19 protein-coding genes are annotated in these 20,908 nt (G+C 73.2%); 13 read left to right on the top strand and 6 right to left on the bottom strand.

All coding sequences use genetic code 11. From position 1 onward, the window contains the following. On the top strand, window positions 1-602 hold a 602-nt coding region (locus IEZ07_RS14110), incomplete at its 5' end, for a dolichyl-phosphate-mannose--protein mannosyltransferase (RefSeq protein ID WP_507763582.1). Here the strand turns inward: IEZ07_RS14110 and IEZ07_RS14115 are convergent. Continuing rightward, window positions 518-2,062, bottom strand: coding sequence for a hypothetical protein (locus tag IEZ07_RS14115; RefSeq protein WP_191895185.1), 1,545 nt, complete (start codon window positions 2,060-2,062; stop codon window positions 518-520). The two genes, IEZ07_RS14110 and IEZ07_RS14115, sit on opposite strands and share 85 nt — an antisense overlap. A gap of 100 nt (window positions 2,063-2,162) precedes the next feature. Between IEZ07_RS14115 and IEZ07_RS14120 the strand changes: the two genes are divergently transcribed. Further along, a complete protein-coding gene (locus IEZ07_RS14120; protein WP_191895186.1) occupies window positions 2,163-3,452 on the top strand; it encodes a glycosyltransferase in 1,290 nt (429 codons plus the stop codon). A gap of 66 nt (window positions 3,453-3,518) precedes the next feature. Beyond that, complete coding sequence (metG, locus tag IEZ07_RS14125; protein WP_191895187.1) at window positions 3,519-5,297, top strand: methionine--tRNA ligase; 1,779 nt, start codon at window positions 3,519-3,521, stop codon at window positions 5,295-5,297. Between the two features lie 125 nt (window positions 5,298-5,422). On the opposite strand, the gene IEZ07_RS14130 is transcribed toward metG, so the two are convergent. Then, complete coding sequence (locus IEZ07_RS14130; RefSeq protein WP_191895188.1) at window positions 5,423-6,031, bottom strand: TetR/AcrR family transcriptional regulator; 609 nt, start codon at window positions 6,029-6,031, stop codon at window positions 5,423-5,425. Between the two features lie 129 nt (window positions 6,032-6,160). Here IEZ07_RS14130 and IEZ07_RS14135 point away from each other — a divergent pair, with 129 nt between their 5' ends. Continuing rightward, window positions 6,161-7,021 carry an SDR family NAD(P)-dependent oxidoreductase gene (locus tag IEZ07_RS14135; RefSeq protein ID WP_191895189.1) on the top strand — a complete coding sequence of 287 codons (861 nt, stop codon included), beginning with the start codon at window positions 6,161-6,163 and terminating at the stop codon, window positions 7,019-7,021. Between the two features lie 24 nt (window positions 7,022-7,045). On the opposite strand, the gene IEZ07_RS14140 is transcribed toward IEZ07_RS14135, so the two are convergent. After that, window positions 7,046-7,633 (bottom strand): TetR/AcrR family transcriptional regulator, encoded by a 588-nt coding sequence (locus tag IEZ07_RS14140; RefSeq protein WP_191895190.1) that lies wholly within the window; start codon window positions 7,631-7,633, stop codon window positions 7,046-7,048. Between the two features lie 108 nt (window positions 7,634-7,741). Here IEZ07_RS14140 and IEZ07_RS14145 point away from each other — a divergent pair, with 108 nt between their 5' ends. Continuing rightward, on the top strand, window positions 7,742-8,005 hold the full coding sequence (locus IEZ07_RS14145) for a hypothetical protein (protein WP_191895191.1): 264 nt from the start codon (window positions 7,742-7,744) through the stop codon (window positions 8,003-8,005). A gap of 127 nt (window positions 8,006-8,132) precedes the next feature. After that, window positions 8,133-8,978, top strand: a complete 846-nt coding sequence (locus IEZ07_RS14150; protein ID WP_191895356.1) for a TatD family hydrolase — start codon at window positions 8,133-8,135, stop codon at window positions 8,976-8,978. Window positions 8,979-9,136: 158 nt separating this feature from the next. On the opposite strand, the gene IEZ07_RS14155 is transcribed toward IEZ07_RS14150, so the two are convergent. Both IEZ07_RS14155 and IEZ07_RS35655 read right to left on the bottom strand, forming a co-directional pair. Continuing rightward, on the bottom strand, window positions 9,137-10,579 hold the full coding sequence (locus tag IEZ07_RS14155; protein ID WP_191895192.1) for an FG-GAP repeat protein: 1,443 nt from the start codon (window positions 10,577-10,579) through the stop codon (window positions 9,137-9,139). Then, window positions 10,576-12,513, bottom strand: a complete 1,938-nt coding sequence (locus IEZ07_RS35655) for a serine/threonine-protein kinase (RefSeq protein WP_239320031.1) — start codon at window positions 12,511-12,513, stop codon at window positions 10,576-10,578. Before IEZ07_RS35655 ends, IEZ07_RS14155 begins: the two co-directional genes overlap by 4 nt. A 234-nt stretch (window positions 12,514-12,747) precedes the next feature. Here IEZ07_RS35655 and rsmA point away from each other — a divergent pair, with 234 nt between their 5' ends. The 5 genes from rsmA (at window position 12,748) to IEZ07_RS14185 (ending at window position 17,837) form a co-directional block, all read left to right on the top strand. Beyond that, window positions 12,748-13,593 carry a 16S rRNA (adenine(1518)-N(6)/adenine(1519)-N(6))-dimethyltransferase RsmA gene (rsmA, locus tag IEZ07_RS14165; RefSeq protein ID WP_068901066.1) on the top strand — a complete coding sequence of 282 codons (846 nt, stop codon included), beginning with the start codon at window positions 12,748-12,750 and terminating at the stop codon, window positions 13,591-13,593. 90 nt (window positions 13,594-13,683) lie between these two features. Beyond that, on the top strand, window positions 13,684-14,586 hold the full coding sequence (locus tag IEZ07_RS14170; RefSeq protein WP_191895193.1) for a 4-(cytidine 5'-diphospho)-2-C-methyl-D-erythritol kinase: 903 nt from the start codon (window positions 13,684-13,686) through the stop codon (window positions 14,584-14,586). A 39-nt stretch (window positions 14,587-14,625) separates the two neighbouring features. Next, the gene (locus tag IEZ07_RS14175; protein ID WP_191895194.1) at window positions 14,626-15,072 is read left to right on the top strand and encodes a MarR family winged helix-turn-helix transcriptional regulator; all 447 of its coding nucleotides are present in this window, start codon (window positions 14,626-14,628) and stop codon (window positions 15,070-15,072) included. A 220-nt stretch (window positions 15,073-15,292) separates the two neighbouring features. Then, the gene (locus tag IEZ07_RS14180; RefSeq protein ID WP_191895195.1) at window positions 15,293-15,865 is read left to right on the top strand and encodes a hypothetical protein; all 573 of its coding nucleotides are present in this window, start codon (window positions 15,293-15,295) and stop codon (window positions 15,863-15,865) included. 145 nt (window positions 15,866-16,010) lie between these two features. Further along, window positions 16,011-17,837, top strand: coding sequence for an ABC-F family ATP-binding cassette domain-containing protein (locus IEZ07_RS14185; protein ID WP_191895196.1), 1,827 nt, complete (start codon window positions 16,011-16,013; stop codon window positions 17,835-17,837). A 54-nt stretch (window positions 17,838-17,891) separates the two neighbouring features. On the opposite strand, the gene IEZ07_RS14190 is transcribed toward IEZ07_RS14185, so the two are convergent. Continuing rightward, entirely contained in the window at window positions 17,892-18,422 is a 531-nt protein-coding gene (locus IEZ07_RS14190; RefSeq protein ID WP_191895197.1) for a MarR family winged helix-turn-helix transcriptional regulator, read from the bottom strand. Window positions 18,423-18,479: 57 nt separating this feature from the next. Here IEZ07_RS14190 and IEZ07_RS14195 point away from each other — a divergent pair, with 57 nt between their 5' ends. Then, window positions 18,480-19,259 carry a trans-aconitate 2-methyltransferase gene (locus IEZ07_RS14195; protein ID WP_239320029.1) on the top strand — a complete coding sequence of 260 codons (780 nt, stop codon included), beginning with the start codon at window positions 18,480-18,482 and terminating at the stop codon, window positions 19,257-19,259. A gap of 65 nt (window positions 19,260-19,324) precedes the next feature. Further along, entirely contained in the window at window positions 19,325-20,806 is a 1,482-nt protein-coding gene (locus IEZ07_RS14200; RefSeq protein ID WP_239320030.1) for a CYTH and CHAD domain-containing protein, read from the top strand. The last annotated feature ends 102 nt before the right edge of the window (window positions 20,807-20,908 follow it).

Here is a 20,908-nt window from a genome sequence, read left to right on the forward strand (position 1 = left end):
TCTTCGACTCCGTCCGCTCCTGGCTGGCCTACCACTTCCAGGTCCTCGGCTTCCACACCGGGCTGGCGAAGCACCACGACTACCAGTCGGAGCCGTGGGAGTGGCCGCTGCTGCTGCGCCCGGTCGTGTTCCACTGGAAGACCCCCGCGAGCGGGTGCGGCGGGGGAAGCTGCGCGCAGGAGGTCCTGGCGGTCGGCACGCCGGTCATCTGGTACGGCGGGCTGGCCGCGCTCGTCGCCATGGTCGCCTGGTACGTCGCCACCCGCGACTGGCGCGCCGGAGCCGTGCTCCTGGCCTACGCCGCCGGCTGGCTGCCCTGGTTCTACTACGCCCTGGCCGACGACCGCACCATGTTCATGTTCTACGCCATCCCCATGGTCCCGTTCATGATCCTGGCCCTCGTCCTGGCCGCCGGACTCGTCATCGGCCCGGCGCGCGCCCCGCTCAACCGCAGGGCGCTGGGAGCCGCGCTGACCGGGACGTTCGCGCTGCTCGCGCTGGCCAACCTCTGGTGGCTCTACCCGGTGCTGACCGGCGAGGTCATCCCGTACGAGGACTGGTCGTCGCGGATGCTCACCGGGGACTGGATCAAGCCCGGCTGACGCCGGGCCAGGGTGATCGCCGCGGCGAGGCAGGCCAGCGGCACCGCGGGCAGCAGGTAGCGGTAGTCGAACTCGGCGGTCGCCGCCGGGGCCAGGATGAGCCCGAAGGCGGCCAGCCACGGCAGCAGCACCGGCCCGCCCAGCGTGCGCCAGCGCACCGCCACCCCGCCCAGGCCGATCAGCAGCAGCGCGCCGAGCACGATGCCGGGCAGCCGGACGATCCGCTGGTAGCCCTGCATGAAGGCGGCCCACGGATCGTGCACGTCGGTGCCGATCACCCGGAGCCTGCCCTCGATCTGCGCGGTGGGCAGATCGGGGTCGTAGATCTGCGCGTCCCGGTCGGTGGTGCTGCCCTTGGGCGAGGACCAGGCGGGCAGCACCTTGTTCTCCGGGAGGAACTCGTACTGCCGGTAGGTGTTGGCGTCGGGGAAGCGCGGCCGGTCCCAGCGGAAGGCGCGGAAGAAGTCCCGGGTGACGACGGCGAGGTAGTCACCGGGCTGGGAGAGGATCGCCCGCTTGGCGAAGTCGCCGGCGGTCTTGTTCATCTCGGGGGTGAAGGTCGTGCCCACCCCGAAGGCGTGGAAGCGCTGGCCGTTGCGCGCCCACCACAGGTACATCTGCCCGAAGAGCCGCTTGTCCGGCGGATCGCTGATGCACAGCAGCGCGAGCTCCAGCTCCCTGCGCTTGTCGATCTCCATCTTGCTGCAGTCGGCGAACATCGCGGTCCGCATGTACAGGATCGCGCCGTCGCTGTTGGTCATCGCGACGTTGCCGTGCGCCGAGGCGAACCAGGCCATGTAGCCGGCCACCGGGATCGCGCACGCGGTCACCATGGCCGCGACCGGCTTCCACCCGGACCGCTTGACCAGCAGGTAGACCACCACCAGGGCGAGGATGGGCAGGCCGATCGAGCGGGTCAGCGCGGTGAGCGCGAGCAGCAGGCCGATCAGCGCCCCCATCGGCCAGGTCATCCGCCGGTGCCAGAGCACGAGCGTGATGACGCCCACCACCAGCAGCATGAACATGGTGTCGGACATGATCAGGTGTTCGAGCTGGATCTGGTAGGCGTCGAAGAGCACCGGCACCGCGGCCAGCGCCGCCCCCCACCCCGGCAGGGAGAACCTCCGGCGCAGCAGGGCGTACACCAGCACGCCGACGGCCAGGCCCATCAGGTGCTGGGTGAACGCCACCAGGCTGAAACTGTGGAACGGCCGCAGCAGGAGCAGCCAGAAGGAATAACCGTTCGGCCGCAGGGCACTGGGTCTATCGGGGTTGACGGCTCCGGAGACGTACTCGTAGGAGTCGTTGAACCACAGCGCCGGGCCGTACCCGAGCATGGTGACCACCCGCAGCGCGAAGGCCGCCGCCAGCACCACCGCGAACACGCGGTGGCGGTGCAGGAACGCCCGGAGACGGGCGCGCGCACCGGTCGGAGGTGGAGGATCCGCGACGGTCACCATGCATTACAGAATGCCAGCCGTTTGACGGACTCGACGCGGGCACCCGGACGAGAGGGCATCATGGTGGGATTGCCTGTGCCGTGACTGAAGGGTTCGAGACGTGGAACTGACCGTGGTCATGCCGTGCCTCAACGAGGCGGAGACCGTGGAGACCTGCGTACGCAAGGCCCTGGCCTGCATGCGGGAACACGGGATCGACGGAGAAGTCCTGATAGCCGACAACGGGAGCACCGACGGCTCGCAGCAGCTGGCCCGGGACGCCGGGGCGCGGGTCGTGCACGTGGACGCCAAGGGGTACGGCAACGCCCTCATCGGCGGCATCCGCGCCGCCCGCGGGACGTACGTCATCATGGGCGACGCCGACGACTCCTACGACTTCACCGCGCTGATGCCGTTCGTCGAGCAGCTGCGCGACGGCGCCGACCTGGTGATGGGCAACCGCTTCAAGGGCGGGATCGCGCCGGGCGCCATGCCCCCGCTCCACCGCTACCTCGGCAACCCGGTGCTCTCCTTCATCGGGCGGCTGTTCTTCCCCAGCGCCATCGGCGACTTCCACTGCGGCCTGCGCGGGTTCCGGCGCGACTCCATCCTCAGGCTCGGCCTGCAGACCGGCGGCATGGAGTTCGCCAGCGAGATGGTGGTGCGCTCGACGCTGTCCGGGCTGGACGTGCGCGAGGTGCCCACCACGCTCTCCCCGGACGGGCGGAGCCGGCCCCCGCACCTGCGCTCCTGGCGCGACGGCTGGCGCCACCTGCGCTTCCTGATGCTCTACAGCCCGCGCTGGCTGTTCTTCATCCCCGGCCTGGTCATGATGACCCTCGGCCTGGTCGCGGGCACCCTGCTGACCTTCGGCCCGGTCTACATCGGCAAGCTCGCCTTCGACGTCGACACCCTCGTCGGCGCCTCGGCCATGCTGGTGATCGGCTTCCAGGCGGTGCTGTTCGCCCTGTTCACCAAGGTGTACGCCGCCGAGGAGGGGTTCCTGCCGGAGGACCGGCGGGTGCGCAAGCTCGTCGACATCGTGAGCCTGGAGAAGGGCCTGATCGCCGGCGGCCTGCTGGCCCTGGCCGGGCTGGGCGGACTGGTCGCCTCGCTGGTCCACTGGCAGACCCGCAGCTTCGGGCCGCTGATCCCGTCCGAGTCGCTGCGCATCGTGGTGCCCTCGGCCACCGCGCTGATCATGAGCTTCCAGACCATCTTCGCGGCGCTGTTCATCAGCATCCTGGGCATCCGCCGTACCAAGGAGACGCCCATCGACGTGGCGGCCTCCGCCGCGGAGGAGGCCGCCGAGGCGGTCAGCCGGGAGCGCGCCGGGAGCGCCGGAAACGCTGGGAGCACCGCGGACGGCGTCGTCCCGGTGGAGACGGGCGCGGACAGCGGCACGGCGTGACCCGCCGCCTGAGCACCGGGGCCTAACCGGGAGGAAGATTCACAGGACAGGCTCTAGGCTTAGAACATGTCCCAGCACATCCTGACCGCGGTCGCCTGGCCCTACGCCAACGGCCCCCGCCACATCGGGCACGTCTCCGGATTCGGCGTGCCGTCCGACGTCTTCAGCCGCTACCAGCGGATGGCGGGCAACAAGGTCCTCATGGTGAGCGGGACCGACGAGCACGGCACGCCCATCCAGGTCCAGGCCGACAAGGAGGGCCTGGGCGTCCGCGAGGTCGCCGACCGCTACAACCGGCTGATCGCCGAGGACCTCACGGCCCTGGGCCTGTCCTACGACCTGTTCACCCGGACCACCACGGCCAACCACTACGCGGTGGCGCAGGAGATCTTCAAGGGCCTGCACGCCAACGGCTACATCTTCCCCAAGACCACGATGGGGGCGATCTCGCCCTCCACCGGCCGCACCCTGCCCGACCGCTACATCGAGGGCACCTGCCCGATCTGCTCCTACGACGGGGCCCGCGGCGACCAGTGCGACAACTGCGGCAACCAGCTCGACCCGATCGAGCTGATCAACCCGGTCAGCCGGATCAACGGCGAGACGCCGGTCTTCGTGGAGACCGAGCACTTCATGCTCGACCTGCCCGCCTTCGCCGAGGTGCTGGGCTCGTGGCTGCAGTCCAAGCAGGGCGAGTGGCGGCCCAACGTGCTGAAGTTCTCCCTCAACCTCCTCGGCGACCTGCATCCCCGCGCGATCACCCGCGACCTCGACTGGGGCGTGCCGATCCCGCTGGAGGGCTGGAGCGACCAGGCCAACAAGCGGCTCTACGTCTGGTTCGACGCGGTCATCGGCTACCTCAGCGCCTCCATCGAGTGGGCCCGCCGCTCCGGCGACCCGGACGCCTGGCGGCAGTGGTGGCAGAACCCCGACGCCCGCGGCTACTACTTCATGGGCAAGGACAACATCGTCTTCCACTCGGAGATCTGGCCGGCGCTGCTGCTCGGCTACAACGGCCAGGGCGCCCGCGGCGGCACGGCCGGCTCGCTCGGCGCGCTCAACCTGCCCTCCGAGGTGGTCTCCAGCGAGTTCCTGACCATGGAGGGGCGCAAGTTCTCCTCCTCCCGCCAGGTCGTCATCTACGTCCGCGACTTCCTGGCCCGCTACGACGCCGACGCGCTGCGCTACTACATCGCGGTGGCCGGGCCGGAGAACCAGGACACCGACTTCACCTGGTCGGAGTTCCTCAACCGGAACAACGGCGAGCTGGTGGCGGCCTGGGGCAACCTGGTCAACCGCTCGATCTCCATGGCCGCCAAGAACTTCGGGGCGATCCCGGAGGCCGGCGACCTCACCGACGCCGACCGCGCCCTGCTGGCCAGGTCCCGGGCGGCCTTCGGCCCGGTGGGCGCGGAGCTGAACCGCTCGCGGTTCAAGAACGCGGTCAACGAGGCGTTCGACGTCGTCCGCGACGCGAACAGATACCTCGCGGAGCAGGAGCCCTGGAAGATCAAGGACGACCCCGAGCGGGTCAAGTCCATCCTGCACGTCGCCCTGCAGGTCGTCGACGACGCCAAGACGCTGCTGACCCCGTTCCTGCCCACCTCCTCCAACAAGATCTACGCGATGCTCGGCGGCACCGGCGTCTGGTCGGGCATGCCGGAGATGAAGGAGGTCGACGAGGACGGCCGGAGCTACCCGGTCATCACCGGGTCCTACGAGGGCGCCGCCCGCTGGGAGTCCGCCTCCATCAGGCCAGGCACCCCGCTGGCCCCGCCGACCCCGCTGTTCCGCAAGCTCGACCCGAAGATCGTCGACGAGGAGCTCGCCCGCCTCGGCGAGTAGCCGCGCCCGCCGGTCTCCCCGCCGGTCGCCCCGTCGGTTTCTGCGGAGCCGCCCGGACCACCCGAGGTCCGGGCGGCTCGTGCGTCTTCCGGGAGGCCGTCGAGCAGCCGGCGAGGGGTCGGCGTTCAGGGACGCGGGCGCAGGCCGTTCAGCGCGGTCTCGACGACGCGGTCGGCGTATTCGGGGGTGAGCGGCCCGCCGCGCAGCATCCACCGGTTCTGCAGCGGGCCCCACAGCATCTCGACGGCCACGTCGAGGTCGAGGTCCGCCGCGAGCTGCCCGGCCCGCTGGGCGCTGCGCAGCCGATCCTTCTTGCGCTCCCGCATCGGCCCCTCCAGCCGTTCGGCGTAGGCGGCGGCCAGTTCGGGATCGTGGGCGATCTCGGTGTTCAGGGCGCGCATCGGCTCGTCGTAGCGGGGGTCGTCCAGCTCCGCGACGGTGGCGCGCAGGACCGTCTTCAGATCGGCCTCCAGGTCCCCGGTGTCGGGGAGGGCGGGGTCGCCCTCCGCTCCCTCGCTGAGCATCAGGAAGGCGTCGAAGAGCACCGCGCCCTTGGAGGGCCACCAGCGGTAGATCGTCTGCTTGCCGACGCCGGCCCGGGCCGCGATGCCCTCGATGCTGAGCCTGGCGTAACCGACCTCACCGGCCAGGTCGAACGCCGCGGTGAGGATGGCCCGCCGGGAGGTCTCGCTGCGGCGGGCCGCGTTGGCGGTGGTCGTGCGCTGCGTCGTCATGCGACCCAACCTAACAACAACTAGACGAGACGGACCGTCTTGACTTGATGAAGGCGCCTCCGGTACCGTCATCGCCATGGAGCGAGACGGACCGTCTCGACTCGTTAAGTGAACGATCGGAGAATCCGTATGCGCACCCCGGGAACCGCCCCCTCCCGCACCTGGTTCGTCACCGGCGCGAGCCGCGGCCTGGGCCGCGCGTTCACCCTGGCCGCGCTGGAACGCGGCGACCGGGTGGCCGCCGCGGCCCGGACCGTCGCCGCGCACGACTTCGGCGACCGGTACGGTGACCGGCTGCTGGCCCTTCCCCTCGACGTGACCGACCGCGACGCGGTCTTCGCCGCCGTGGACGCGGCCGCCGAGCACTTCGGCCGGCTGGACGTCGTGGTCAACAACGCCGGGACCATGTCCTCGGGGATGGTCGAGGAGTTCACCGAGGCCGAGGCCCGCGCCCAGTTCGAGGTCAACCTCTTCGGGGCGCTCTGGGTCTGCCAGGCCGTACTGCCGCACCTGCGCGCGCAGGGCTCCGGCCACATCCTGCAGATCTCCAGCATCGCCGCCCTCGGCGGCTTCCCGACCACCGGGATGTACAGCGCGAGCAAGTTCGCGCTGGAGGGGATGAGCGAGGCGCTGGCGATGGAGGCCGCGGGCTTCGGCGTCAAGCTCACCATCGTGCAGCCCGGCGGCTACTGGACCGATCTCTACACCGGCATGGCCATGACCGCGCCCGCCGAGCCGTACGGCCCGCTCCGCGCCGAGATCGAGAAGCAGTGGGCCGAGGGATCGGTCGACAGCGAGCCGCGCCTGGCCGCCGAGGCGGTGCTGGAACTGGTCGACAGCGACGACCCGCCGCTCCGGCTGCTGCTCGGCGGCATGGCCTACGACCTGGCTTTCGACGTCTCCCGGCGGCGGATGGAGACCTGGGCCGGCTGGGAGCGGGTCAGCCGCGCCGCCGAGCGCGCCGTGCCCGCTCCCGGGACCGCCGGGTGACCCGCTCCGCCCCGGGCTCCGGCCTCAGTCCGGGCGGCCGGGGCCGGGCAGGACGCGTTCGACCACGTCGGTGACCAGGGTGTGGATCCGGTCGGCGGGAAAGACGTCGGGCAGGGTGAGCCTTTCCACGATCAGCCAGTTCAGTGCCAGATAGAGCAGGACCACGGTGGTCTCGTCACCCGGCATGCCGGACCGCAGATGGTTGTCGACGTTGAAGTCGAGGTCGGCGCGGACGCGCTCGGTGAGCAGGCGGCGCAGCTCCGGGCGGCGGGTGGCCTCCAGCCGCAGCTCCAGCAGGGCCAGGTAGCCGGAGCGGAAGTCGCTGATGCGCTCCACCAGGTCGTGCATGAGGCGGGTGACGTGGTCGCGGTCGCGCGGCCCCTCCATCGAGGCCGCCAGCATGCCGGGCTCGGGCGCCAGGCGCTCGTAGAAGCGGTGACCGACCTGGGTGAGCAGGTCGTCGCGGTTGGTGAAGTAGTTGGAGGCCGTGCCGTTGGGCACCTTCGCCTCCGTGTCGACGGCGCGGAAGGTCAGGCCGCGCGCCCCCTCGCGGGCCAGGACCTCGATGGCCGCGTCGAGGAGGGCCGCCCGCCGTGCCGGGTTCTGCCGCATCACGTTCTCTCCCTGGAGTTCGGTGTTGACACCACTTTAATCGTAGTACTACGTTTTAACCACTCCAAACAGAGTACTAAATACGTAGTAGTAAGAAGAGGAACAGAGATGCGAGTTCAGCTCACCGCCCCGGTCACCCCCACCGCCCCGGTCGCCATCACCACCGCGGTCTCCTTCGTCCCGTCGGCCGCGGCCGACGCCGCCCCGGTCGTGCCCGCCGCTCCGGTCGCCTTCGCCGCCCCGGTCGCGGCCCACTCGCCGGTCGCCGGGCCGACTCCGTTCCCGGCACGGCCGGCGCACCGGCGGCAGGCCCCCCGGCCGCGCTCGGTGCCGCGGCCCAGGCCCCTGCCCAAGCCCGGCGGCAACCGGTGACCGGCGCCACCGTGCGGCCGACCGGGCTGCCGGAGGCGCGGCCGCAGGCTTCCCCGGGACGGGCCGCAGGCCTCCCTCGGGACGGGACCGCCGATCTCCGGGCGGTAGGTTGGGCAGGGTGACCACGATGCCCGCCGCGCCGGAGCCGTTGACCGGCGAAGTGTTCGACAGCCACTGCCACCTCGACATCATGGTGGGCAACCGCCAGGCGTCCTCGGGGGACCCGGTCGCCCAGGCCGCGCAGGCGGCCGAGGCGAGCGTGGAGCGGATCGTCGAGGAGGCGCGGGCGGTCGGGGTGACCCGGCTGATCACGATCGGCTACGACCTCGCCTCGTCCCGGTGGAACGCCGACGTCGCCCGGCTCCACCGCGACGTCTACGCCGGGGTGGCGATCCACCCCAACGAGGCGCACGCCTCGACCCCGGAGGTCCTCGCGGAGATCGAGGAACTGGCGAGGGAGCCGCAGGTCAGGGCCGTCGGCGAGACCGGGCTCGACTACTACCGCGACTGGGCGTCCAAGGACGACCAGCACGCCAGCTTCCGGGCGCACATCGAGATCGCCAAACGGACCAGGAAGGCCCTGGTCATCCACGACCGGGAGGCCCACGACGACGTGCTGCGCGTGCTCGCCGAGGTGGGCGCGCCCGACGTGGTGGTCTTCCACAGCTACTCCGGTGACGCGGAGATGGCCGCCGCGTGCGCGGAGGCCGGCTACTTCATGTCCTTCTCCGGGCCGGTGACCTACAAGAACGCCGGCTACCTGCGGGAGGCCGCGGCGGTGGCTCCGACGGAGCTGATCCTGGTCGAGACCGACGCGCCCTACCTGCCGCCGGTCCCGCACCGGGGCAAGCCGAACGCGCCCTACCTCATCCCGCTGATCGTGCGCTGCCTGGCCGAGGTCAAGGGGATGGAGCCGGACGAGCTCGCCGCCGCGGTCAGCGCGAACGGGGAGACCGCCTTCGGCGCCTGGTGATCCTGCTGACCGCCTGATGACCGCCCGCCCGGCGGTGTCCGCGGCCTTCGTGGGTCCGAGACCCGGCGGTGTCCGCGGCCTTCGTGGATCCGGTGCGCTCGAGCCGGCCGGGGAACCTCGTCGGCGGGCTGAGGATCCCCGGCGGGGCCCGGTGATCCTCAGCCCGCCGCCGCGCCGAAGTCGACGGAGGCGCCGCCGGTGACGGCCGGGATTCGGTCCGCGCCGGGGGAGAGCAGGGTGACCGCCCCGTCGTTACGGCCCAGCAGCGCCACGGCCCCGGAGGGACCGTGGTCCGGGGCGCCGGCGACCAGCTTGTTCCCGGCGGAGGCCAGCGACCAGCCCAGGCGCCCGCCGGGTTCGGTCCCGGACACCATCCGGGACCGGGCGGGATCGGCGGGCGGGACCAGGTGGACGCCTCCCCGCTGATCCGGTCCGTCGAACGGCACGCCCACGGCCAGCCGTACGTCCCCGCCGGAGGCGAACGCCAGCGCGGAGCCGTACCCGCCGCCGGGAGAGCCCTCCGCGCCCCGGCTGAGCGTGGGACCCGGCGTGATCTCCGCCGTGCTGGACGCCTGGAAGAGCTGGACCAGGCCGGAGTCCCGCACCGATCCGCCGTCGCCGAGCGGGGCGCCCACCGCGAGATAGGACGTGTCGCCCTGCTCGGTGTAGGCGAGGGCGTAACCGAACCGGTCACCCGCCTCGGCGTCCAGGACCTCGCGGAGGTCCCACTTCCTGGACAGCTGCGCACCGGTCCTGGCCCGCACGTCGAACAGGACGGTCACCGCGCCCGAGTCGAGGTTCCCCTCACCGGCCTGCACACCCTGCCCGTCGTCGTTCTCGTACGGCAGGCCGACCGCGAGGTCGGGCTCCCCGGCGTCCCCGCCCAGCCTGCCGAGCTCCACGGCCCAGCCGAACATGTCCCCGGCCTCGCCGTTGCCGGTGACCCCCTCGGTGTTCTGGGAGAGCCGCCGGGCGGTGCCGAGCGCGGACGTCTCGAACAGATAGACCGCACCGGAGTCGGCCACCCCCTCGGCGTCCTCGTGCGGCGCCCCGACCGCGACCAGGGGGCCGCGCCCGGTCAGGGACCAGCCGAAGTGGGCGTCCGCCTCCGGGACCGGGGCGGCCAGGCGGACGGGCTCCCGCCGGCCCCCGCCGTACACGGCGTAGACCGCGCCCGCGTCCCGCACTCCCGCCACGTCCGTGTACGGCGCGCCGACGAGCAGGTCGGCGCAGCGGTCGCCGTCGAGGTGGACCAGCCTGACCGACCAGCCGAAGCCGTCGCCCGCCGCGGGGGAGGGCGCGGTCACCGCCGTTCCCTCCCCGCCCTGCCCGGCCACGCCCGACAGCACGTGCACGGCTCCGGCGCCGTCGGCCCTCCCCGGTCCCCCGGAGCCCTCCGGGGGACCGGCGTCCGCCAGGGGGTCGCCGACCACGGCGTCGTCCACCCCGTCACCGTCGAAGTCCTCGCCGGGGTCCTCGGTGCCGGTGCCGGCGCAGGCGGACGCGGGCAGGTGTCCGGCGGAGGGGAGCGCCGGAAGGGCGGGGAGCGCGGGGAGCACGGGGAGCGCCACCGCGGCGACGAGGGCGGTCAGGAGCCTCACGACAGTTTCACCTCGATGTCCTCGCCACTCTCGACCACGGGGCCGGTGAGCTTGAGCGGCCCGCGGGCCGGCGGAAGGTCGTAGACGAGGACCCCGTCCGCCCTGCCGCCGGGGGCCAGGACGGACGGCGGCCCGGACGAGACCGGCTCGGGGGTGTGCGCGGAGCCCCGGTCGTCCACCAGGACGAGCGGAGTACGGCTCAGCCGGACCTCCTCGCCGCCGGTGTTGAGCAGGGTCCAGCGGACCGCGCAGAACCGCCCGCGGGCCGGGGCCGCCCCCCGGTAGGAGGCCAGATTGCAGGAGGGCGCGACGGGCACGATCAGCTGCGGGCCGCCGATGGCGGCGCCGAGCGCGATCCGGCGGCCCACGTCGGCGCCCACGTCGGCGCCCCCGGAGGCCGACGGCGTCGCCGGGCTCCGCCCTCCACCGACGACGTTCGCCAGCACGGCCCCCGTGACGGCCAGTGCGGCCACCACGGCCAGCCCGGCGAGCACCCACCGCCACCGGGGCGTCCCCGTCCGGCCGGACCGGCCGGGAGGCTCCGCCGGGACCGGCGGCTTCATCGGTACCGCCGGTCCGGCCGGGACCGCCGACGTCGCCGGAGACGCGGAGAAGGAGGCGGGAACCAAGGCCGCGGCGGGCCCCGGAGCCGCGGAAGGCACGGAAGGCGCGGAAGGCGCGGTCGCCGCGGGCCCCGGAGGCGTGGAAGGCGTGGTGGCGGGCCTCGGCGGCGCTGCAGTGGCGGGCCCGGCGGGCCCGGTGGCTTCGGTGGGTCCGGCCGCTCCGGGCGGTACGGCTCCGGGGGGCCCGGCTCCGGCGGCTCCGGGCGGCGTGGCGGTGGCGGGTCCGACGGCTCCGGGGGGCACCCGGGGGTCGGTGGGCGCGGTGTGCGCCGGGGGGATCGAGGGGCCCGTGGCGGCTCCCGGCACCGTGGAGGGCTCCGCGGGCGCGGGTGCGGCGGGGACCTGCAGGTCGAGGACGCTGAGCGTCAGCGTGGCGTCCGACTCGACGTTGGGCGGGGCCTGCCACGACTCGGCCAGCGCGTCGGTGGCGACCAGCGTGGGCGGGTCCACCGGGAGGGCCGCCGCGGGAGCCGGGGCCGCGATGCCGCCGCCGACCAGGGCGATCAGCAGGTCCTGGGCGGTCGGGCGCTGATAGGGGTCCATCGAGGTGGCCAGCCGGGCCAGGTCGTTCAGCGGGGCGGGGAGCGCGCCCAGATCGGGCGGGCCGTTGAGCAGCCGGGAGGCCATGGTGATCATGTTTCCGCGGCCGTAGGGGTGGCGGCCGTTCCCGGCGTAGGCGACCAGGCAGCCCCAGGCGAAGATGTCGGCCGCCGGGGTGATCTCCTGGCCCCGTACCTGCTCCGGAGCCCACCAGCCGGGGCTGCCGAGCACCTCGCCGGACTTGGTGAACCCGGAGGTGGAGTCCAGCGCGCGGGCGATGCCGAAGTCGATCACCCGGGGCCCGGACAGCGACAGGATCACGTTGGCCGGCTTGAGGTCGCGGTGGACCAGCCCGGCCACGTGGATCGCGGCCAGCGCGGCGGCCACGCCGAGGGCCACGCCGTGCAGCGGGCCGGGTTCGAGCGCGCCGTGCTGGAAGATCTGCCGGGACAGGGGGGTGCCCGCGATGTACTCGGTCACCATGTACGGCCGGCCGTCGTCGGCGTTGCCGTTGTCGAGCACCTGGGCGGTGCAGAACGAGGCCACCCGCCGGGCGTTCTCCACCTCCGCGTGGAACCGGGAGGCGAACCCCTCCTCGATCGCGAACTCCGCCTTCACCACCTTGACGGCGACCGGCCGCCCGGTGGGCGCCTGCGCCAGGTAGACGGTCCCCATGCCGCCCTCGCCGAGGCGTCCGAGCAGGCGGTACGGCCCGATCCGCTCGGGATCGCCGATGCGGAGCCCTTCGACGCCGGGCTGGTCCACGGCCACCTCACCCAAAAGATCATCGTCCCTTGAACCCTCGAATGAGCCCTCGAAGGCCGTCCCCCGGGGGACAACGGTATCCACAGGCGAGCCTTTCGTGTCCAGGATGCGTCTTCGCACGGCATTCGATGCGCGAGACTTGTCGGATGGCATGGGGAGAGGGAAAGTGATCGGACGCGGACGAGACCGCAGGCACGGCGGGGTGCGCACCTGCGCCGCGCCCGGGGGCGGAGATCGAGCATGAGCCTGCTGGGCCCGGTGGAGATACGTAATCTTGCACAGAGGCTGGACATCCGCCCGACCAAGAAACTCGGCCAGAACTTCGTGATCGACGCCGGTACGGTGCGCAGGATCGTCCGGACCGCGGAGCTGCGCCCCGACGACGTGGTGATCGAGGTCGGCCCCGGCCTGGGCTCGCTCACCCTGGCCCTGCTGCCGGAGGTCCGCTCGGTGGTCGCGGTGGAGATCGACCCGGTGCTCGCCGCGCAGCTCCCGGCGACCGTCGCCGAGCACGCCCCCGAGCTGGCCGACCGGCTCACGGTGGTGCTCGCCGACGCCATGCGCGTGCTGCCGGAGGAGCTGCCGGAGGACAGGCCGACCGCGCTGGTGGCGAACCTGCCCTACAACGTCTCCGTGCCGGTGGTGCTGCACCTGCTGGAGGTCCTGCCCTCGCTCCGCAACGTCCTGATCATGGTCCAGTCGGAGGTGGCCGACCGGCTGGCGGCCGCGCCGGGCTCGAAGATCTACGGGATCCCCTCGGTCAAGGCGGCGTGGTACGCCGACGTCCGCCGCGCCGGCCCGGTCGGCCGTACGGTCTTCTGGCCTGTGCCCAACGTGGACTCCGGGCTGGTGGCGATGACCCGCCGGGAGCCTCCGGCGACCGGGGCGACCCGTGAGGAGGTCTTCGCCGTCGTGGACGCCGCCTTCGCGCAGCGCCGCAAGACCCTCCGCGCGGCCCTGGCCTCCTGGGCGGGTACGGCCGCCGCCGCCGAGAGCGCGCTGCGCGCCGCGGGGATCGACCCCTCGGAGCGGGGGGAGCAGCTCACGGTGGAAGATTTCGCGCGGATCGCCGAGAACCGCACATAGCGTGATTTGTCGACGTGCTGGCGTGGGCGGACCGGCGCCCCCGTTACCATCGGTGACCATGCATGAGCAAGAGCCGGTGGAGGGCGCCGCATGAACTCCGTGACCGTCCGCGTCCCCGCCAAGGTCAACCTGCAGCTCGCGGTCGGGCCGCTCCGGGACGACGGCTACCACGACCTGGTCAACGTCTTCCACGCGGTCTCGCTCTTCGACGAGGTGACGGCCGCCGCGGAGACCGGGATGAGCGTCCGGGTCGAGGGCGAGTCCGCCGACCAGGTGCCCGAGGACGACGACAACCTCGCCATCCGGGCCGCCGTCGCGCTGGCCCGGCACGCGGGCCGCTCGTACGGCGTGAGCCTGGCCATCCGCAAGGCGATCCCGGTGGCCGGCGGCATGGCCGGGGGCAGCGCCGACGCCGCCGCGGCGCTGGTCGCCTGCAACGAGCTGTGGGGCCTCGGCCTGCCGCTGGAGGACCTGATGGAGATCGCCGCCGACCTCGGCAGCGACGTGCCGTTCGCGCTGCTCGGCGGCACCGCCGTCGGCACCGGCCGGGGCGAGCGGCTGACCCCCCTGGAGGCGGCCGGGCCGTTCCACTGGGTGTTCGCGCTGGCGGACGGGGGCCTGTCCACGGCGAAGGTCTACGCCGAGTGCGACCGCATCCGGGCGGAGGAGGGGCTGCCGGTCGCCGAGCCCCGGGCCGCCGGGGCGCTGCTGGCCGCGCTCCGCGACGGCGACGCCAAGGCGCTCGGCGCCGAGCTGACCAACGACCTGCAGCGGGCCGCCCTGCGGCTGCGCCCCTCCCTGGCCGCCACCCTGGAGGCCGGGCGCGGGCACGGCGCCCTCGGCGCGCTCGTCTCCGGCTCCGGACCGACCTGCGCCTTCCTCGCCGCCTCCGCGGCGCACGCCGGGGAACTCGCCGGGGCGCTGCGGGGCGCGGGCGTGGCCCGCGAGGTCCTGACCGCCCACGGCCCCGTCCCGGGACCCGCCGTCGTGTAGTGCGCGGTCCCTCCGGGAGCGGTGCGGGAGACTTGGGCGGTGACGATCGAGAACGCCCGTCCGGGCCCGCCGGCGACCAGCCCCTCCATCGTGCTGCTCACCCTGGCGCACCGGATCGAGTCCGAACTGGGGGCGGCTCTCGCGCCGCTCGGGCTGACGGTCAGCAGGTTCGGTCTGCTCGGACACATCTCCGGGGTGCCCGGCGCCTCGTTCAGCGACCTGGCGCGGATGTCCGGGATCACCGTCCAGAGCGTCCACTCGGCGGTGAAGGCGCTGTCCGGCGCCGGGCTGGTCCGCGACACCACCGCCCGCGCCGGATCCGCCTCGGCCATCGAGCTCACGCCCGAGGGCGAGCGTCTCATGCGGGAGGCGATGAAGGCCGTGACCGAGGTCGACGAGCTGCTGTTCGGCCCGGACGCCGACCCGGTCCAGCGCCGGATCGCCGACACCGTGCGTGCGGCCTTCGGGGGACGCGCCCAGCCCTGATCTCCGTCCTCCGCCGGGCGGGATCCTCCGCCGGGCCCCCGCCGGCTTCTCGTCGGTGGCCTTCCACCGGGAGGTTCTCCATCAGACAGCCCTCCCCCGGGCGGTTCCGTCCCGAGGAGAGGTCCCGGGCGGCGCGGACTCCTGGCCTACCGCAACCTTCAGACCGCCTGAAGCATCTGTTACGCTTCAGGCATCCTGAAGGTTGCGATGGGAGGAACCCGTGGAAGGTCTGCTGCTCTCGATACATGTGCTCGCCGGCATCGTGTTCGTCGGGGGTTCCGCGGTCGCGGCGAGCCTGTTCCCCCGCTACGCCCCGATCGCCGCGGCCTCGCCGGCCGTCCCGGTCGCCTCGGGCGCCCCGACGGGTGCCGCGTCGGCCGTCCCGCCGGCCTCGGGCGTCCCGGTGGACGCGGCGGACCCGGCCGCCGCGGACGCGACCGCCGGTCCGCGTCCGGAGGAGCCGGGTGACCGCAACCGGGCCGTGGCCGTCGCGATGCACCGCGTCACCCGCGGCTACGGCGTGCTCGCCGTCATCGTGCCCGTCGTGGGGATCGTCCTGGCCTTCGTCCAGGGCCGGATCGGTGAGATCTGGATCAGCGTCTCCATGGCCCTCACCGCGGCCGCGGGCGGGCTGCTCACCCTGTGGATCCGGCCGCTGCAGAGCGAGGCGCTCGCCGACCCCGACGACGGCGGGCGGCTGCGCACCCTCGGCATGCTCGCGGGGGTCTACAACCTGCTCTGGGCGGCCGTCGTGGTCCTCATGATCGTCCGTCCGGGGTCCGACTACTCCTGAGCACCGCCCCGGCAGGGCGGGCCGTCCCATCCGTCCGGGGTCAGGCCACCCCTGAGCGCCGCCCGGGCAGGGGGCGGCGCGGGACCGAGGAGCGCGACGCCGGGAAGCCGGAGCCCCGCGCCGCCTCGGATACCCTTGTCACAAGATGAATCTGGTCAATCTTGAGTCGGTCTCCCACTCCTACGGTCCCAAGCCGCTGCTGAAGGACGTCTCCCTCGGCATCGAGGCGGGCGACCGCATCGGCGTGGTCGGCCGCAACGGCGGCGGCAAGACCACGCTGATCTCGGTGATCGCGGGCCACCTGAAGCCCAACGAGGGCCGGGTCACGCACAACCGCGGCCTGCACGTCGGCACCCTGTCGCAGGGCGACGACCTCGATCCCGCGCGTTCGGTGGCCGAGATCGTCCTCGGCGACCGGCCCGAGCACGAGTGGGCGGGCGACGCGGGCATCCGAGAGATCCTCGCCAACCTGCTCGGCGACATCGACCTGACCGCCCCGGCGCGGAGCCTGTCCGGCGGTGAGCGGCGCCGTACGGCCCTGGCCCGGCTCCTCATCGAGGAGCACGACCTGATCATCCTGGACGAGCCCACCAACCACCTGGACATCGAGGCCATCGACTGGCTGGCCAGGCACCTGTCCGCGCGGCGGACCGCACTGGTGGTCGTCACCCACGACCGGTGGTTCCTCGACGCGGTCTCCACCCGGACGTGGGAGGTCGTCGACGGCGCGGTCGAGCGCTACGAGGGCGGTTACGCCGCCTACGTGCTGGCCAAGGCCGAGCGCGCCCGCATCGCCGCGGCCTCCGAGGCCCGGCGGCAGAACCTCATGCGCAAGGAGATCGCCTGGCTGCGCCGCGGCCCGCCCGCGCGCACCTCCAAGCCCAAGTTCCGCATCGACGCCGCCCAGGCGCTGATCGCCGACGAGCCGCCGCCGCGGGAGAGCGTCGAGCTGGTGAAGTTCGCCGCCGCCCGGCTGGGCCGTACGGTCTACGACCTGGAGGACGTGACCCTGCACGCGGGCGGACCCGACCAGGGCCCGCTGGTGCTCGACCGCTGCACCTGGCAGTTCGGCCCCGGCGACCGGATCGGCCTGATCGGGGTGAACGGCTCGGGCAAGTCCTCGCTGCTGCGACTGCTGTCCGGCACCGTCCAGCCCGACTCCGGCAAGGTCGTGCGCGGCCGGACGGTACGGCTGGCGCACCTGTCGCAGGAGCTGGGCGAGCTCGACCCGTCCCGCCGGGTGCTGGAGACCGTCGAGGAGATCCGCAAGTTCGTCCAGGTCGGCAAGAAGGAGTGGACGGCCTCGGCGCTGCTGGAGCGCCTCGGCTTCAAGGGCGAGGCGCAGTGGAAGGTCGTCGGCGACCTGTCGGGCGGCGAGCGCCGCCGCCTGCAGCTGCTCCGGCTGCTCATGGACGACCCCAACGTCCTGCTGCTCGACGAGCCGACCAACGACCTCGACATCGAGACGCTGAACGAGCTGGAGGACCTGCTCGACGGCTGGCCCGGCACGCTGATCCTGGTCAGCCACGACCGCTACTTCCTGGAGCGGGTCGCCGACCGCTGCGTGGCGCTGCTGGGCGACGGGAAGCTGTCGATGCTCCCCGGCGGCGTGGACGAATACCTCCAGCGGCGCGCCTCGGGCGCGGCCCTGTCGGCCCGCGCGGCCTCGGGCTCCGGTGCGCCCTCCCCGGCGGCCCCCTCGGGCGCCGCCGCCTCCGCCGCCCCGGCCGCGGAGGCCGGTCCGGGCCTGTCGGCGAAGGAGGAGCGCGAGCTCCGCAAGGAGCTCTCCCGGCTGGAGCGCCAGCTCGACAAGCTGGCCGGCCGGGAGGCGAAGCTGCACGACTCCATGGCGGCGGCCGCCGCCGACTACGGCCGCCTGGCCGAGCTGGACGCGGAGCTCAAGGCGGTCCGGGCCGAGAAGGACGACATCGAGACCGCGTGGATGGAGCTCGCCGACCGCCTCGGCGAATGACATTCCGCAGATCGCGTTTATCCCCCGCAGAGCGGGCACAGAGAGTCCTGTGGTTCAGGGTGCTCCGGTGTCCGTCGCGTCAAAAGGGATGAGTAGCGTGCGCAGCAGGCCCGCGAGGGCCTGCTGTTCATGCTGTCCGAGGCCGGCCAGCAGCTCGCGCTCGCGGCGGAGCAGGTCGGCGAAGGCGTCGTCCACGCGCTTGCGGCCCGCCTCGGTCAGCGAGACCAGGACGCCGCGCCGGTCCTCGGGATCGGGACGGCGGGTGACGAGTCCGGCGGCGGCCAGGCGGTCGATCCGGTTGGTCATGGTCCCGGAGGTGACGAGGGTCGCGCGGAGCAGGGCCCCCGGGCTCAGCTCGTACGGCTCGCCGGCCCGGCGCAGGGCGGTGAGTACGTCGAACTCCCAGGTCTCCAGATCGTGCTCGGCGAACGACGCGCGCCGGGCCCGGTCGAGGTGGCGGGCCAGCCGGGAGACGCGGCTGAGCACCTGGAGCGGTTCCACGTCGAGGTCGGGACGCTCCTGCCGCCAGGCGGTGACCAGGCGGTCGACTTCGTCCTCGGTCCTGTCCGGGTGGTGCGAGGTCATGGCAGGGAGTGTATCTGTCTTGACATCGAGATATATAACTTGATATCGATTATCTTGATGTCAAGAGATATGTGGGACCCCGAGGTCTACGCCCGCTACGCCGAGGAGCGGGCGCGCCCCTTCCACGACCTGGTCGCCAGGATCGGCGCGGAGCGCCCCGGCTACGTCGTCGACGCGGGCTGCGGCAGCGGCGAGCTCACCGCGGAGCTGGCCCGGCGCTGGCCGGAGGCCGAGGTCCACGGCTTCGACTCCTCGCCCGCGATGATCGAGCGGGCCCCGGCCGGCGACCGGCTGTCCTTCTCCGTCGGCGGCGTCGCGGACTGGCGCCCGGAGCGCCCGGTGGACGTGATCGTGTGCAACGCGGTGCTGCAGTGGGTGCCGGACCACCCGGAGCTGCTGACGCGCTGGGTCGAGGACCTCGCCCCCGGCGGATGGCTCGCCTTCCAGGTCCCCGGCAACTTCCACGAGCCCAGCCACGAGGCGGTCCGCGAGGTGATCCGGGTCAAGTGGTTCGACTGGCTCGGCGACCTGGTCCGGCACGACCCGGTCGGCGGGCCCGCCGACTATCTGGACCTGCTCGCCGGACCGGGCCGCGAGGTGGACGCCTGGGAGACCACCTACCTGCACGTCCTGCCGGGCCGGAACGCGGTCCTCGGCTGGATCGCGGGCACGGCCCTGCGCCCCATGCTCGACCGCCTGCCCGAGGCCGAGCACGAGGAGTTCCTCACCGACTGCGGGATCCTGCTGAACGAGGCCTATCCCCGCCGGCCGTACGGCACGCCTTTCCCCTTCCGGCGCGTCTTCGCCGTGGTGCGCAAGGTCGCCACGGGTGAATAACGGATTGTCGGTAAATAACGCGATAGCATGGTAGATGGTCGGGCAAAAGGGGTGGGCTCGTGGCGATGGAGATCGAGGACAAGTTCGACGTCCCGGAGGACTACCGGCTCCCCGACCTGACGGGACTGCCGGGCTGCGACGAGACCGCCGGCCCCAAGTCCCACCGGCTGGTCGCGATCTACTTCGACACCCCCGACCTGAGACTCGCCGCCCGCGGCATCACCCTCCGCCGCCGCAGAGGGGGCCTCGACCCCGGCTGGCACCTCAAACTGCCCAAGGCCAAAGGCGTCCGGCGGGAGATCACCCGTCCGCTGACCCCCAGCACCAAGATCGTTCCGGCCGAGCTGGCCGACCTCGTCCTCGCCTACACCAGAGGCGCCCCCCTCACGCCGGTCGCCGAGCTCGACACCCGCCGCTCGGTCACCCACCTGCGCAACGGCGCGGGCGTACGCCTGGTGGAGATCGCCGACGACCGGGTCAAGGGCACCGTGCTCGGCGGCGAGCCGTACGTCGAGCGCTGGCGCGAGGTCGAGGCCGAGCTGATCGAAGGCGACGCGAAGCTCCTGCGCAAGGTCGGCAAGCGGCTCCGCAAGGCGGGGGCGGTCCCCGCCGGATCGGCCAGCAAACTCGCCCGCCTGCTCGGCGCCGCCCGCGGGATCCCCCGCCCGCGGCTCGCGCGGACCGCGCCGGGAAGCGCCGGAGAGGCCGTCGTCGGCTACCTGGCCTCCCAGGCCGCCGTCCTGCTCGCCGAGGACCCCCGGGTGCGCCGGAACGAGGAGGACGCCGTCCACCGGATGCGCGTCGCCTGCCGCCGGACGCGCAGCGCCCTGAAGTCCTTCAAGGGGATCGTCGCCGGCACCCGCCCGCTGCGGGACGAGCTCAGATGGCTGGGCGAGGTCCTCGGCGAGGCCCGCGACCTGGAGGTCATCAGGGAGCGCTTCGCCCGCGCCCTGGACGGGCTGGACGAGGACCTGGTCGCGGGCCCGGTCCGCGCCCGCCTCGGCTCCGACCTGCTCGACGACGAGCACGAGGCCCACGACCGCATCAGGGAGGCACTCGGCGGCGAACGCTACTTCGCCCTGCTCGACGCCCTCGACGACCTCCTGGCCACCCCCGCGCTGACCGAGGACGCCGGCCGGCCCGCCGCCTCCCTCACCGCCGTCGCGGTCAGGAGCTGGCAGCGCGTCACCCGCGCCTACAGCGCCGCCCAGGCCGCCCAGGAGGCGGAGGACCCCGGCGAGCGGGCGACCGCCCTGCACGAGGTGCGCAAGGCCGCCAAACGGGCCCGCTACACCGCCGAATCACTCGGCATGACCGAGCTCGCCGAGCGGGCGGAGACCGTGCAGGAGGTGCTCGGCGCCCACCAGGACGGCGTGGTGGCCCAGCGGCGGCTGGCGGCCGAGGCCCGAGCCGCGCGGCGGGCCGGGGAGGACACCTTCACCTACGGCGTCCTGACCGGCCTGGAGCGGGCCCGCGCCGACCGGGCCCACGCCGACTTCCCCGAGGTGTGGCGGAAGACGGCCAAGGCCGTCGCCAAGCTCCTCTGATCCGCCCGGCGGCCCGGTCCGCCGCGCACCCGCACCCGTACGACCGGCCGCCGCACGCGCCCCGGGGCGCCGGGACGACCGCCCCGGAGACCGGGGACGGCC

It is taken from the genome of Planomonospora parontospora, assembly GCA_014647935.1.
Lineage (GTDB): Bacteria > Actinomycetota > Actinomycetes > Streptosporangiales > Streptosporangiaceae > Planomonospora > Planomonospora parontospora.

Excerpts from the sequence above, each read along its gene's own strand:
- IEZ07_RS14190 (WP_191895197.1), bottom strand. The coding sequence starts at position 18,422 with ATGACCTCGCACCACCCGGACAGGACCGAGGACGAAGTCGACCGCCTG.
- IEZ07_RS14195 (WP_239320029.1), top strand. The coding sequence starts at position 18,480 with ATGTCAAGAGATATGTGGGACCCCGAGGTCTACGCCCGCTACGCCGAG.
- rsmA (WP_068901066.1), top strand. The coding sequence starts at position 12,748 with ATGAGCCTGCTGGGCCCGGTGGAGATACGTAATCTTGCACAGAGGCTG.
- IEZ07_RS14130 (WP_191895188.1), bottom strand. The coding sequence starts at position 6,031 with ATGACGACGCAGCGCACGACCACCGCCAACGCGGCCCGCCGCAGCGAG.
- IEZ07_RS14200 (WP_239320030.1), top strand. The coding sequence starts at position 19,325 with ATGGAGATCGAGGACAAGTTCGACGTCCCGGAGGACTACCGGCTCCCC.
- IEZ07_RS14115 (WP_191895185.1), bottom strand. The coding sequence starts at position 2,062 with ATGGTGACCGTCGCGGATCCTCCACCTCCGACCGGTGCGCGCGCCCGT.
- IEZ07_RS14135 (WP_191895189.1), top strand. The coding sequence starts at position 6,161 with ATGCGCACCCCGGGAACCGCCCCCTCCCGCACCTGGTTCGTCACCGGC.
- IEZ07_RS14145 (WP_191895191.1), top strand. The coding sequence starts at position 7,742 with ATGCGAGTTCAGCTCACCGCCCCGGTCACCCCCACCGCCCCGGTCGCC.
- IEZ07_RS14140 (WP_191895190.1), bottom strand. The coding sequence starts at position 7,633 with ATGCGGCAGAACCCGGCACGGCGGGCGGCCCTCCTCGACGCGGCCATC.
- metG (WP_191895187.1), top strand. The coding sequence starts at position 3,519 with ATGTCCCAGCACATCCTGACCGCGGTCGCCTGGCCCTACGCCAACGGC.
- IEZ07_RS14170 (WP_191895193.1), top strand. The coding sequence starts at position 13,684 with ATGAACTCCGTGACCGTCCGCGTCCCCGCCAAGGTCAACCTGCAGCTC.
- IEZ07_RS14150 (WP_191895356.1), top strand. The coding sequence starts at position 8,133 with ATGCCCGCCGCGCCGGAGCCGTTGACCGGCGAAGTGTTCGACAGCCAC.
- IEZ07_RS14185 (WP_191895196.1), top strand. The coding sequence starts at position 16,011 with ATGAATCTGGTCAATCTTGAGTCGGTCTCCCACTCCTACGGTCCCAAG.